The 12,244-nt window shown below is 62.6% G+C and carries 12 protein-coding genes, 1 tRNA gene and 1 other RNA gene; 7 read left to right on the plus strand and 7 right to left on the minus strand.

Going from position 1 to position 12,244, the window contains the following annotated elements:
- Window positions 1–48 precede the first annotated feature (48 nt).
- The 3 genes from ubiG (at window position 49) to ssrA (ending at window position 1,832) form a co-directional block, all read left to right on the plus strand.
- Window positions 49–771 (plus strand): bifunctional 2-polyprenyl-6-hydroxyphenol methylase/3-demethylubiquinol 3-O-methyltransferase UbiG, encoded by a 723-nt coding sequence (ubiG, locus tag DELCS14_RS10775; protein ID WP_013801632.1) that lies wholly within the window; start codon window positions 49–51, stop codon window positions 769–771.
- A 5-nt stretch (window positions 772–776) separates the two neighbouring features.
- Entirely contained in the window at window positions 777–1,442 is a 666-nt protein-coding gene (locus DELCS14_RS10780; RefSeq protein WP_013801633.1) for an HAD-IA family hydrolase, read from the plus strand.
- A 12-nt stretch (window positions 1,443–1,454) separates the two neighbouring features.
- Window positions 1,455–1,832: a transfer-messenger RNA gene (gene ssrA / locus DELCS14_RS29815) on the plus strand.
- 142 nt (window positions 1,833–1,974) lie between these two features.
- Here the strand turns inward: ssrA and DELCS14_RS10785 are convergent.
- Together DELCS14_RS10785 and DELCS14_RS10790 are read right to left on the minus strand one after the other, a co-directional pair.
- Window positions 1,975–2,193 (minus strand): hypothetical protein, encoded by a 219-nt coding sequence (locus DELCS14_RS10785; protein WP_013801634.1) that lies wholly within the window; start codon window positions 2,191–2,193, stop codon window positions 1,975–1,977.
- A gap of 98 nt (window positions 2,194–2,291) precedes the next feature.
- Entirely contained in the window at window positions 2,292–2,597 is a 306-nt protein-coding gene (locus tag DELCS14_RS10790) for an H-NS histone family protein (RefSeq protein ID WP_013801635.1), read from the minus strand.
- Window positions 2,598–3,054: 457 nt separating this feature from the next.
- On the opposite strand from DELCS14_RS10790, the gene DELCS14_RS10795 reads away from it, so the two are divergent.
- A complete protein-coding gene (locus tag DELCS14_RS10795; protein ID WP_043795965.1) occupies window positions 3,055–6,873 on the plus strand; it encodes an ExeM/NucH family extracellular endonuclease in 3,819 nt (1,272 codons plus the stop codon).
- A gap of 984 nt (window positions 6,874–7,857) precedes the next feature.
- Window positions 7,858–8,184, plus strand: coding sequence for a tetratricopeptide repeat protein (locus tag DELCS14_RS10800; protein ID WP_013801637.1), 327 nt, complete (start codon window positions 7,858–7,860; stop codon window positions 8,182–8,184).
- A gap of 49 nt (window positions 8,185–8,233) precedes the next feature.
- Here the strand turns inward: DELCS14_RS10800 and DELCS14_RS10805 are convergent, their stop codons facing one another.
- Window positions 8,234–8,698 carry a ribonuclease HI family protein gene (locus tag DELCS14_RS10805; protein WP_013801638.1) on the minus strand — a complete coding sequence of 155 codons (465 nt, stop codon included), beginning with the start codon at window positions 8,696–8,698 and terminating at the stop codon, window positions 8,234–8,236.
- A gap of 101 nt (window positions 8,699–8,799) precedes the next feature.
- On the opposite strand from DELCS14_RS10805, the gene DELCS14_RS10810 reads away from it, so the two are divergent.
- The gene (locus DELCS14_RS10810) at window positions 8,800–9,423 is read left to right on the plus strand and encodes a glutathione S-transferase (protein WP_013801639.1); all 624 of its coding nucleotides are present in this window, start codon (window positions 8,800–8,802) and stop codon (window positions 9,421–9,423) included.
- Between the two features lie 70 nt (window positions 9,424–9,493).
- On the opposite strand, the gene DELCS14_RS30440 is transcribed toward DELCS14_RS10810, so the two are convergent.
- The 3 genes from DELCS14_RS30440 to infA form a co-directional block, all read right to left on the minus strand.
- A complete protein-coding gene (locus DELCS14_RS30440; protein ID WP_013801640.1) occupies window positions 9,494–9,928 on the minus strand; it encodes a YbaY family lipoprotein in 435 nt (144 codons plus the stop codon).
- A 280-nt stretch (window positions 9,929–10,208) separates the two neighbouring features.
- Window positions 10,209–10,285, minus strand: a tRNA-Pro gene (locus tag DELCS14_RS10820).
- A 60-nt stretch (window positions 10,286–10,345) separates the two neighbouring features.
- On the minus strand, window positions 10,346–10,594 hold the full coding sequence (infA, locus tag DELCS14_RS10825) for a translation initiation factor IF-1 (protein ID WP_012206460.1): 249 nt from the start codon (window positions 10,592–10,594) through the stop codon (window positions 10,346–10,348).
- 450 nt (window positions 10,595–11,044) lie between these two features.
- On the opposite strand from infA, the gene asd reads away from it, so the two are divergent.
- Window positions 11,045–11,899: an archaetidylserine decarboxylase gene (gene asd / locus DELCS14_RS10830; RefSeq protein ID WP_013801641.1), complete on the plus strand. Its 855-nt coding sequence runs from the start codon at window positions 11,045–11,047 to the stop codon at window positions 11,897–11,899.
- A 45-nt stretch (window positions 11,900–11,944) separates the two neighbouring features.
- Here asd and DELCS14_RS10835 read toward each other — a convergent pair whose 3' ends face one another.
- Window positions 11,945–12,217 carry a hypothetical protein gene (locus tag DELCS14_RS10835; RefSeq protein ID WP_228676869.1) on the minus strand — a complete coding sequence of 91 codons (273 nt, stop codon included), beginning with the start codon at window positions 12,215–12,217 and terminating at the stop codon, window positions 11,945–11,947.
- Between the last annotated feature and the right edge of the window lie 27 nt (window positions 12,218–12,244).

The following is a 12,244-nucleotide window of genomic DNA, read 5'->3' on the forward strand; positions in this document are numbered from 1 at the left end:
GGCTTTTTTTATGGCCGAACGGTCGTCGCAATCACCGACAATCGAGCCATGAGCAACGCAATCAACGTCAATGCCGACCCGGCGGAGCTGGAGAAATTCTCCAGCCTGGCCCATCGCTGGTGGGACCCGGAAAGTGAGTTCAAACCTTTGCATCAGATCAATCCGTTGCGCCTGGACTGGATTGATGCGCAAGCTCCCTTGAAGGGCCGCAGGATCCTTGATGTCGGCTGCGGTGGCGGCATCCTCGCCGATTCCATGGCCCGCAAGGGGGCGAGAGAGGTGGTGGGCATCGACCTGGCCACCAAGGCATTGCGCGTGGCCCAGTTGCATGCGCTGGAAACGGGCACTCCGAACATCCACTACCACGAAGTCAGCGTGGAACGTCTGGCCGAGGAGCAGCCGGGCTCCTTTGACGTGGTGACCTGCATGGAGATGCTCGAGCATGTGCCCGATCCCGCTTCCGTGGTCGCGGCCTGCGCCGAGCTGGTCAAGCCTGGGGGCTGGGTGTTCTTCTCCACGATCAACCGCAGTGCCAAGGCCTTTGGTCTGGCCATTGTGGCGGCGGAGTACCTGCTCAAGATGATTCCCAAGGGGACGCATGAGTACGCCAAGCTGATCCAGCCCAGCGAACTCGCCATGTTTGCCCGTCAGGCTGGCCTTGACCTGCAGGCCAGCAAGGGTCTGCAGCACAACCCCATCACCGGGCGCTACTGGCTCAGCGCGGACACGTCGGTGAACTACATGCTGGCAACGCGCCGGGCAGAAGGGTGAGCCGCATGTGGCAAGAAGTCCGAGCTGTTCTGTTCGACCTGGACGGCACCTTGATCGACAGTGCACCCGACCTGGGTGCGGCCGCAGACAGGATGCGCATTGACCGTGGCCTGCAATCGCTTCCCTATGAGCGGTATCGGCCCATGGCGGGCGCCGGGGCACGGGGGATGCTGGGAGTGGGCTTCGGGCTCACGCCCGACTCGCCGGAGTTTCCGGAGATGCGCGAGGAGTTTTTCCGCAACTACGAGCAGTGCATGACCGAGCGCACCTATGCGTTCGATGGTGTCCCGGAGCTCATTGCACAGCTCCAGGCGGCATCCATGCCCTGGGGTGTGGTCACCAACAAATCCATGCGTTTCACCGACCCGCTGACGCAGCAGATGCCGCTTTTCGCGAGCGCTGGTGCCATCGTCAGCGGTGATACCACGCCCCACGCAAAGCCCCATCCAGCACCGTTGCTGGAGGCTGCCGCGCGTATCGGACTGCCCCCGCAGTGTTTTGTCTATGTGGGTGATGATGAGCGCGACATCGTTGCAGGCAAGGCCGCAGGCATGAAGACCGTGGCGGCCTGCTACGGCTACCTCGGCGCAGCGGGCGATACGCTGCAGTGGCAGGCGGATGCGCAAATCTATTCTCCCCTGGAGCTCTTGAAACTGCTGGAAAGAGGCTAAGATAGGAGCCTTGGGGCTGTCCTGGTTTCGACGTGGGTTCGGGACCGGTGTGGTGCATGTCGAGCTTGAGTGACGCTCGTAAATCTCCATTCAAAAAACTAACTGCAAACGACGAACGTTTCGCACTCGCCGCTTAAATCCGGTGAGCCTTGCAACAGCACGCTGATGGGCTGGGCAAGGGGGTAGCAATACCTCCCGGCTGCAAGGGAATTTACATCAGCTGGCTGCGTGCTGGGCTTCTTAGTACGTGGCAAGATCCAAGGAAGCTGGCATCCTGGGTAGCGTGCGCCTGCGCGACTTGGGAGGCGAGACTCAAAACAGAACGCTAAACATGTAGATCTGCCCGGCGAAGGCTTGCGGACGCGGGTTCAATTCCCGCCAGCTCCACCATCCAAGACACCGCCACACACTGATGACCTCAGCGTGTGGCGGTTTTTTTTGTCTTCAAGTGTCTTGCGGTGTCGTCGGAATCGCACGGATTTCGCACGGGCTGCGGGGGCGGGCTCGGCAAGGAGGCTGGCCCATGGTCGCTTCAGCTGCTGCCCATGTCTGGCATGGGCTGTTGCGACAGTTCCTGGATCAGCGTGAGGCGGAAATGCGCCAGGGCCTTGGCGCCGTGCTGTATGTGGTGCAGGTCTGCCACCCCGCCGATGCCCGAGACCAGCAGCTCTGGTTTGTTGGACAGGATGACTTCTATGAAGTGGTCAGCCAGTTCTGCTGCCAACAGGGTTTCTGTGCTCTGTTTGCTCATGTGCGTTTCCTCCTTGTGTTGGAAATCGCATGGTATGGCATCGCGGCGGAATAGGGGGGGTGCCGACTGGAGGCATGGCCGGCGCCCGGTGTCGATTCTCAGATGGCGAGGCTTGCGCGGTCCTTGCCTTCTATCCATTTGGGCGGCTTGCCGCGGCCTGTCCAGGTGGCGCCGGTTTCAGGATTGCGGAATTTGGGCTCTCCCACGCTGCGCTTGCTGGCCTTGCCGGGCTTGCCGGATTTGCTCTTGGCGGAGGGGAAGACGTCTTCCTTCGTCAGGCCATATTGCTGCACCATCGCCTTTGCTTCAGCGATCGCATCGGTTTTCGCGTGCTGGATGAGTGCGTCGATTTTTTTCTCAAGCTCGGCTTTTTGTTGCAGCAGGGCCTTGTAGTCGGATGTCATGGCAATGATGATTTTCAGTGGGAGATGCGCGTGTATATCACGGGCATGAATATTTTGTAAGTTATCAGTAAGAAAAAGAGTGTGCGAATGCAGGAACGGTCACCAGCGACGTGGCGCGTTCAGAACAGTTGATGGGGATGGTTGGGGCGGCGAGGTGCGCCCAAGAAAAAGGCCAGCGGCTTGCGCTGGCCTGGGAAGAAAGAGCCGGTGCTTTTTGAAAGCTTCCTGGGGGAATGAGAGGGAGGGAGGAGGAAATGCCCCAGACCCGGCAATGAAACGGTGCAGAAACTGATGGCGATGATGCCTGCCGTGCGCAGGCCGGCCGATGGGTGAGAGGCGAGTCTGCACGTAGGACGGGGGAGCATCTGCCGAGTCACAGGCTGGTCATCTCCATGCGCGATAAACCGGGAGTTGCGCAACCATGGGGGGGAGCGCATTGTTTTTTTATTGCGCATCCATGTCCATTGCTGCCACGCTGATTCCATTTGTTTTCAACCCGGCCAATCCGATGAGTGCGCCATTGCAGCGCCATCGTTGGCGCCTGTATGGTGCGGGCCTGCTTCTTTCGGCATCTGCCGGGGTATGGGCGCAGGTTCCCTTCAACGGCACCTACACGCAGGATTTCGACACCCTGGCCGCGTCCGGGGCGGGGCTGGCCTGGGCCAATAACAGCACCTTGCCGGGCTGGTTTCTCTTCAACAAGAGCCTGGCATCCATCACCTCTTATGTGGCTGGCAATGGTGCCTCTAACACCGGCAGCTTCTACAGCCTGGGGCTGAGCGCGGACCGTGCCTTGGGGGGCGTGGCATCAGGCGGGGCCTACTTTGGCAGCCCGGCCCAGGGCGCTGTAGCGGGTTGGATTGCGCTGGCGGTGCGCAATGACACGCGTGGCTCGGTCGACGGCATCACCTTGCGATTCAACGGCGAGCAATGGCGCAATGGCGGCAATACGGAATCGCAGCCCATGGTGCTGGAGTACGGCATGGGAGCCACCTTTGCCGACGTGCCTGAATGGCTGCCTGCCGGCGCGAACTTCAATTGGCAATCGCCTGTTGCCACTGGCACTGCTGCCGCCGTGGACGGCAATGTGGCCGGGCGGGTGAGCAATGTGGGCGGGGATCTGCGCGGCCTGGGCTGGGCGCCAGGTGCCACGCTGTGGCTGCGTTGGGTGGAGCTCAATGATGTGGGCAACGACCACGGCCTGGCCATTGATGACGTCTCCATCACTCTGGCGCTGCCCGACACCACGGCGCCCACGCTGCAGGCAAGCATTCCCGCGGCGGCGGCGACCGGGGTGGCGCTGAATCCGGAAATCAAGCTGAGTTTCGATGAGGCGGTGAAGCCCGGTAGCGGCAGCTTCGAACTGCGCCAGGGCGCCACGGTGGTGGCAACGCTGCAGGCTGGCGATGCGGCGCAGGTGAAATTCAGTGGCTCGACCCTCACGCTCAACGCGGGTGTGCGGCTGGCGGTCAATACGCCCTACAGCCTGGTTTCCGTGGGCGAGCCGGTGTTGGATACCTCGGGCAATGTGTGGACCGGCACGACGTTGGGCTTCACGACGGGAGACGAGCCGCCGGTCACCAGGATTTCTGCGGTCCAGGGCTCTGGCGATCAGTCTCCGCTGGTGGGGCAGAAGGTGACGGTGAGTGCCGTGGTGACGGCCTATATGCCTGGACTGAGCGGCTTCTTCGTGCAGGAAGAGGCGGCAGACTCCGATGGAGACGCTGCTACCTCGGAGGGCATCTTTGTCTACTACGGCAACGCCAATCCTGGCGTGGACGAGAGCACGGTGGGCAAGCTGGTGCAGATTTCCGCCTCGGTGAGCGAGTTCCGCAATCAGACCCAGCTCAGCGCCATCACGGACTTCGTTGTCCGCGGCGCGGCGGCCTTGCCGGAGCCGGTGCGCATCGCACTGCCTGTCAGCGACATGGGGCAATGGGAACGTCTGGAAGGCATGCGTGTGGAGGTGGCATCCGCCACCGCAGGCGGCAAGCTGGTGGTGAGCGACAACCGCACGCTGGGCCGCTACGGCAATGTCACGCTGTCTGCCGATGCGCCGTTGGCGCAGTACACCGAAGTCAACGCTCCCAGCGTGGCGGGCTATGCAGCCTACGTGCAGACGCTGCAGCGCAGCCAGATCATTCTCGATGATCGCTCCGGGGCCCAGAATCCCGAGTTCGTGCCGGGTCGTGGCGGCTTGCCGCTGTCGGCGTCCAACACGCTGCGCGCTGGCGATGGCGTGGACCGCGTCATCGGCGTGCTCGACCAGTTCTTTGATGCTGCCGCCAGCGAGCCCTATCTGACCAGCTACCGCGTGCAGCCCACGCAGACGCCACAGTTCACGGGGGCCGCGCGACCTTCAACTGCTGAATTGCAGCAGGCTGTGGGAGCGGCCACGCTCAAGATCGCGTCTGCCAACGTTCTCAATTTCTTCAACCTGACCGGTGCCACAAGCGGCTCTTCCCAGGTGATGTTCAACACGCCGCTGGGCAACCAGCAGGGCATTCGCGGTGCCAACAGCATTGCCGAGCTGGACAGGCAGCGCGCCAAGATCGTGGCCAATCTGCTGGGGCTGGGCGCCGATGTGTACGGCCTGATGGAGGTGCAGAACAATGGCTTTGGCCCAGGCAGCGCCATCCAGGATCTGGCCGACGCCTTGAACGCGAGTGCGGACAAGCCTGCCGGCGCCGTGTATTCGGTGGTCAAGGCGCCCTTCAGTGAGGCTGCAGGCACGGTGCCAGGCGCGGGCACGGATGCCATTACCGTGGCCATCGTCTATCGCAGCGACCGCGTCACGCCGATGGGCAGCGCAGCGGCACCCAATGTCTCTACCTACGATGCCTTCAACGGAAGCATCGGCGGAGCCCGGGTGCCGATTGCGCAGACCTTTGCCGTGGGCGGCAGCACGGAGCAGTTCACCCTGGTGGTGAACCATTTCAAATCCAAGGGCAGCGTGCTCGGTGGCGCAGGCAATGCGGACGTGCTTGACGGCCAGGGCGCCAACAACGCGGCGCGCGTGAAAACGGCCCAGCAACTGAGCAACTGGCTGGCAACCCGGCCCACAGGCGCGACCAGCCCCCACGTGGTGCTGGTGGGCGATTTCAACGCCTATGCGAAGGAAGACCCCATCACCACGCTGGAGTCCGGCGGCTATGTCAAGGTCTCCCAGGGGCTGTCCTATGCATTCGACGGAATGTGGGGTTCGCTGGACCATGTGCTGGTCAGCACCAGCCTGCAGCCCAGCGTGGGGCGTGCGGTCAAGTGGGCCATCAACGCCGAGGAGCCCGAGGTGCTCGACTACAACGTCGAGTTCAAGTCGTTGGATCAGCAGGCCAGCTTCTATGCGCCCACCGCCTATCGTTCCAGTGACCACAACCCCATTCTCCTGGGCCTGAATTTCGGTGGCCAGGCGCCATCGTTCAGTGGCGTGCCTGCCAATGCGCAGGCCGTGGTGGTGGGGCAGGCGGCCGATCTGGCGGACGTGGTGGTGGCCGATGCCGACAGCCCCGTCGTCACACTGTCCATTGTCGCCAGCGGCGGACAGGTGCTGGGCCTGGAGGATGCTGATGCTGCACAGCCCGGCATACAACTGCGCGGCAGCCCCGAACAGGTATCGCAGCAATTGCGCGCCGCCATGTACATGGCTTCGGTAGCCGGCCCGGCCAGCCTGCAACTGAGCGTGAGCGATGGTGTCCATGCGGCTGTGACGGCCAGCTATCCGCTGCTGGCGACCGCAGCCGGCGCGGTGGACCCGGCCAATCGATTCAGCATCACCGGAGCAAGCCAGATTGCGGTTGCGGGCGAGGTCGTGGGCGGTGGCGCCAACTGCCGCCTGGCCGAGCCGCCGCAGGTCGTGGCGGCACCGGGTACTCCACGTCCTGGGGCGGTGGTGCCACACGGGCTGTTGAAGCTCAACACCGATGGCTGTGATGCGGGTGCGCTCGTGACGGTCAGGCTGACCTATCCGAACGATCTGCCCAGTGGTGCCGAATACTGGAAGTGGGGCCGCACGGCAGATAACACCACGCAGCACTGGTACCGCATACCTGCAACGCTGCAGGGGCGCGTCGTCTCCTTCGTGCTGCGCGATGGCGGCCTGGGCGATGACGATCTGCTGGCCAATGGCCGTGTGGAAGACCCTTCGGCCCTGGTGCTGCCTGCAGCGGTCGGTGGCGGCACGCCGGCGGCGATTCCGTCACTGAGCGAGTGGGCGGTCGCGCTGCTAAGCCTGATGATGGGTGGACTGGCCATCCGTCTGCGCCGCCGCAACCCTTGATGCTGCCGTGAAAAAGCCCGGTCTGCACCACGTGCAGGCCGGGCTTTTTGCATTGGGGCAGGGGAAACTGCGGACAGGCATTTGCCCGACTGCGTGCAAGAGGGATGGGTGGGAGAGGGTCTTGGGGTGCAACCGCAGGCCGATGCTTGATGACGGCCGGGCTGGGTGCGAAAGTGGCGCGTCTGCTGCTGCGGGCGCCGTCTCGGTGCAAGGAATGAGAGAGATATCCAGAAACGATCGTGCTTGAAAAAGAGCCTGGCTAACCGGCATACCGCTGGCTGGCAAAAACGACTGCAGGCTGAACTGGCCTGACGAGTCGCCCCACGATGAAACTGAACTGCTGCAACACCATGAATGCTGCAGCATGGGTTGAATGATATACGCAAACAAGAATCATTCTCAAATAAACCCAGAACTTTCTCTGGAATTAGAAAAAGCTTGTGTTTTGCGGTTTTCGCCTGCTGGGCTGGTATCTGGCGTGGTGCCGCTCAAGAAAAAACGCCCCGGCTGCGGAGGCGGCCGGGGCGCTGAATGGAGCGTTCCATGCGATCAATCCAGGAAGGACACATGCTAGGGGTTTTGAATGAGAGCGCTTGCGTCTGCGTCTCCGGTCCTTCCTGGTTGTCAAGTGTAAATTGAAACAAGGTGCTTGATGGGGTCAAAGCAGCCGAAGTTGCATGCATCTGAGCCGTAAAGCTGTTTTTTTGTACTCCGATGCAACCGCCTCAAGCCAAATGCGCCGTGCAATGCAAAAAGCCCGCTGTGGAGCGGGCTTTTTTCTGGGAATGTGGACGATGGCTCTTACGCGACCATCGTTTTACGGCAGAACGTCTCTGCGGCTGTCACCGTTGTTTTTTTCGTCGTAGTGCACGACGCGCCGGCGTGAGATACAGCATTGCCTGCGCAGACAACCACGGGATTATAGCAGAGGCAGAATTTGCCGCTGGAGCCATGGGCCTGTGTTGCCGCAGAAGGGGTTTGAAGATGAATGAAATGACGCAAAGGCTTGAGGGCCTGCTCGCATCCGGCAAGGACTCGGCCCTGCTGCGCTGTACCTTGGGCAAAACCTATCTTGAAAACGAGGCGCCTGAGGTGGCTCATTCACACCTGGAGCGGGCCATTGAACTCGATCCCGGCTATTCGGTGGCGTGGAAGCTGCTGGGCCGGGCATTGCTGGCGCTGGGCGACGCTGCTGGAGCGCGGCGGGCGTGGAATACGGGATTGGCCTGCGCGCAGCAGAAGGGGGACGCCCAGGTCGTAAAGGAGATTGGGGTGTTCCTCAAGCGCCTGGACAGGCAGCAGGCGGCCTGAGTCGAGACGCTGCGCAAGGGTGGGTGTGGGTGCGGGTGCGGAGCGGGATTCACGCCTGCAAAAGAGCTTCCCTGGCCAGGGCGTCGGCCTCGGTGTTGCGGTGGCGGGGTATCCAGCGCAGGTGCACGTGCTCGAACCCGGTCAGCATGGTGCGGGCCTCATCAAAGAGGTCTGCCAGGCGCGCGATGGGCTTGATGGGGCGTGGCGATGGAGTCAACTGCTCCACCAGGATGCTGCTGTCCGTGAAGATGGTCAGGCGGCGCGCCTGCAGGACTTGCAGGGCCTGCAGCGCGGCCATCAGGGCGCGCAGTTCGGCTTCGTTGTTGCAGCCTCGCTCGGGGCAGGGCTCGGACAGAAGGTGGCGGCGTCCGTCGGGTGCGGTGATGACGGCGCCCATGGCCATGCGTCCGGGGTTGGGTACGGCGCTTGCATCGATGTAGGCAGTCCAGAGGTCTGCATCTGAGGGCGCGGGGCCGCAGGCGCTTGGGCGTGATGGGGGCTTTTCCAGAGGCATGCCTGCATCATGCGGCAGCGGTGGAAGTTTGGTCGCATTTCTTGTCGGATGGCGCGGGACAATGCAGGTCTGCAAATCACCGAAACCGAAGAAGGCAGCGAATGATCAGGATTCTGGGCAAGTCATCGTCCATCAATGTGCGCAAGGTGCTGTGGCTTTGCGTGGAGTTGGGAGTTTCGTTCGACCAAGAGGAATGGGGTTCAGGCCATCGATCGACGCAAGAGCCGGGATTTCTGGCGCTCAATCCGAATGCGATGGTTCCGGTGCTGCTTGATGGACCGCTGGTGCTGTGGGAGTCCAATACCATCTGCCGCTACCTGGCGACCCGCCATGACCGGCAGGACCTGCTGCCGGCAGCACCCGCCGAGCGCGCGCTTGTCGAGCAGTGGATGGACTGGCGGGCAACCGAGCTGAACAATGCCTGGCGCTATGCCTTCATGGGGTTGGTGAGAAACAGCCCCGAGCACCAGGACCCCGTGCAACTGGCCGGCAGCATGGCGAACTGGCATCGCCACATGCGCATTCTGGAGGACCAGTTGTCGCGCACCGGCGCCTTTGCTGCTGGCGCGCAATTGAGCCTGGCCGATATCGTGCTGGGTCTGTCCACGCACCGCTGGATGTCGGCGCCCATGGAGCGCCCTGAATTGCCTGCAGTCCGCGCCTACTACGAACGGCTTTGCGAGCGGCCGGGCTTTCGCCTGCACGGCGCCAACGGCACGCCTTGATGGCGGTCTGGCGCCCTGCGTGACAAAGCCCGCCAGGTTTCCTGCGGGCTTTGGTTGTTCAAGGAGTGGGTCAGGGGGCGACGCGCACCAGCATCATGTCGGCCTTCGAGCCTGCACCACGGGTCAGCACCGGGTGGACGGTGTCATTGATGAAGATGAGTTGGTTGCCCTGGGTAATGCGTGAGGTGACCGTGTACTGCGAGGCAGGATTCAGGCGGCTGGGCTCGACGGGCAGCTTGAAGCTGTAGGGCGGCTTGAGGCCTTCGAGCCGCATGGACTGCTGGGATATAACCGGGGCGGGAGCATCGGCGCGCGAGGTGTCCTGCAATTCGACGACCAGCACGGCATCGGGCGCAAGCGGAGCGGGCTCCCTCAGGTCAACCGTTCCCATGACCGCAGTGACGGGCGCATTGGGCGCCGGCTGGGTCTGGGCGCATGCACCCAGCAGTGCCGCGGACATCACGAGGGCCAGGGCTGTGCGGCGCTGAAGGCTGTTGGAATTCATTGGAGCTCCTTCTTGATTTGGGAGTCCCAGTCTGGCCTGGCGCGGCTTGCGGGGCTGTAGGAGCAGGCTCAACGCAAGCTGCTGCCATTTCCCAAAGTCGCATGGGCCGATCTGCTGGCTGGTTGCCAGTCTTGGCGGCAAGGCTGTGAAAGGTTTGTGCCCGTGCTGCGGGCGCTGCGCTGGCGACGCTCGGTTGGACAATTGCGATCTGAAGTGTAGACACCTTGCAGATATGTAGACAAAAGCCCCTGGCTCTTTCGAACCAGGGGCTTGAATCATTTGGTCGGAGCGGCGGGATTCGAACTCGCGACCCTCTGCTCCCAAAGCAGATGCGCTACCAGGCTGCGCTACGCTCCGACTAAAACGCTATTGTAGCGTCAAAAAAATGGGTATTTTCGCAATGGGCGAATTTTTTGCTCAACGCGAGCCGGGTCCCGGGCCGCGGTTGGCCAGGTGGCGGAAGGTGATGCGGCCCTTGGTCAGGTCGTAGGGCGACATCTCCAGCGATACCTTGTCGCCAGCCAGGATGCGGATGTGGTGCTTGCGCATCTTGCCGCCGGTGTAGGCGATCAGCTGGTGTCCGTTTTCCAGCGTCACACGAAAGCGAGAGTCAGGCAGGACTTCCGTGACGGAACCCTGCATTTCAATCAGTTCTTCTTTGGCCATGTGTTCAATCTCTCAGGTCTGGGTCGGTTGCGGCACTCACTTGTCGGAACCACGAAGGCCTTGCCTGGCCCACAGAACATGGGGTACGTGGGCCGAGGCTGAAAAAGCAGTGGATGTTCTGCGCAAGAGGCGCAGACCGAACGGAAGGCCAGGTCACAATGGTGTCGCAAAGGCAAAGCCCGGCAACAGCTAAACCTCCCAATTCTACAGCGTTGCATTCCCGCGCGTGCGCGGCCCAATGCGGCCGTCGCACGCAAAACACAGGTTGGATTTTTGCTGGAACGGTGCTGCCTTTGTCATCTGCGTTTCATCCGCGGCCTCCGGAAATCGTGCGCTTGGCTTCAAGGCGGGCGTGACAAGTGCTGAAAGCGGCGGGAGGAGTGGGGGGCGAGGGGTTTGGGTTGGCTAGAATCCGCCCACAACTTCTATTACTTTCATAGCAAAACCTCGATGTCTGATCGACTTGCCGTTCTCTCCCAGTATCTTTTGCCCAAGCAGGCGCTGACTGCCGTCATGGGGCGCCTGGCCCAGGCGCGTGCTGGCGACCTGACCACGGCAGTCATCCGGCGCTTCATTGCACGCTATGGCGTGGACATGTCGGAAGCGGCCGATTCCGATCCTGCGGCCTATGCCAGCTTCAACGAGTTCTTCACGCGGGCGCTCAAGCCCGGTGTGCGGCCGCTGGCTTCGGCCGACTGGGTCTGTCCGGTGGATGGCGCCATCAGCCAGATCGGCGCCATCGAGGGCGAGCAGATCTTCCAGGCCAAGGGGCACAGCTACAGCGCCACGGCGCTGGTTGGCGGCGATGTGCAGTTGGCGCGGCAGTTCGACAACGGGCATTTCGCCACCATTTACCTGAGCCCGCGCGACTACCACCGCATCCACATGCCCTGTGCAGGCCGGCTGCGGCGCATGATCTATGTGCCGGGCGAACTGTTCTCGGTCAACCCGGTCACGGCGCGCGGCGTGCCGGGCCTGTTTGCGCGCAACGAGCGCGTGGTCTGCGTTTTCGATACCGACCATGGCCCCATGGTGCTGGTGCTGGTGGGGGCCACCATCGTGGGCAGCATGGGAACGGTGTGGCACGGCATCGTCAATCCGCCCCGTCCCGGACGCATCCAGGACTGGCGCTATGACGACCAGTCCATCGTCCTGGGCCAGGGCGAGGAAATGGGGCGCTTCCAGCTGGGCTCCACCGTCGTCATGCTGTTCCCCGCATCGGCAGGGCTTCGCTTCAACGAGCAGTGGACGCATGCTGCGCCCGTGCGCCTGGGCCAGAAGATGGCCGGGCGCAACGAGGCCTGAGCCTGGATAGATGATCGATGAAACCGGGCCCAGGCCCGGTTTCTTTCAAAGGATCCAGCTCAAGGCTTCAGGGCGCCGCTGTGTGGTGAACATCGAAGGCGTGATGCTCAGCCGTTCAGGCCTGACGGGGTCTTCATGGCCGACCAGGTAGACCATCAGTTCGCGGCGGCGCAGTATCACGTGGCTGACCTTCTCGGCCTTGCCGTTTTGCGTGACATGCGTGCCGGGGCGAAACAGCGGCATCTGGAAGGTGAAGCTGCGCGGATCGGCCGGTGGCGCGATGGCGGTGTTGGGAGGGGCTTCGAGTGTGGCAACCATAGGCTTGATGTGCATGAGTGGACGCTG

It is taken from the genome of Delftia sp. Cs1-4, assembly GCF_000214395.1.
GTDB lineage: Bacteria > Pseudomonadota > Gammaproteobacteria > Burkholderiales > Burkholderiaceae_C > Comamonas > Comamonas acidovorans.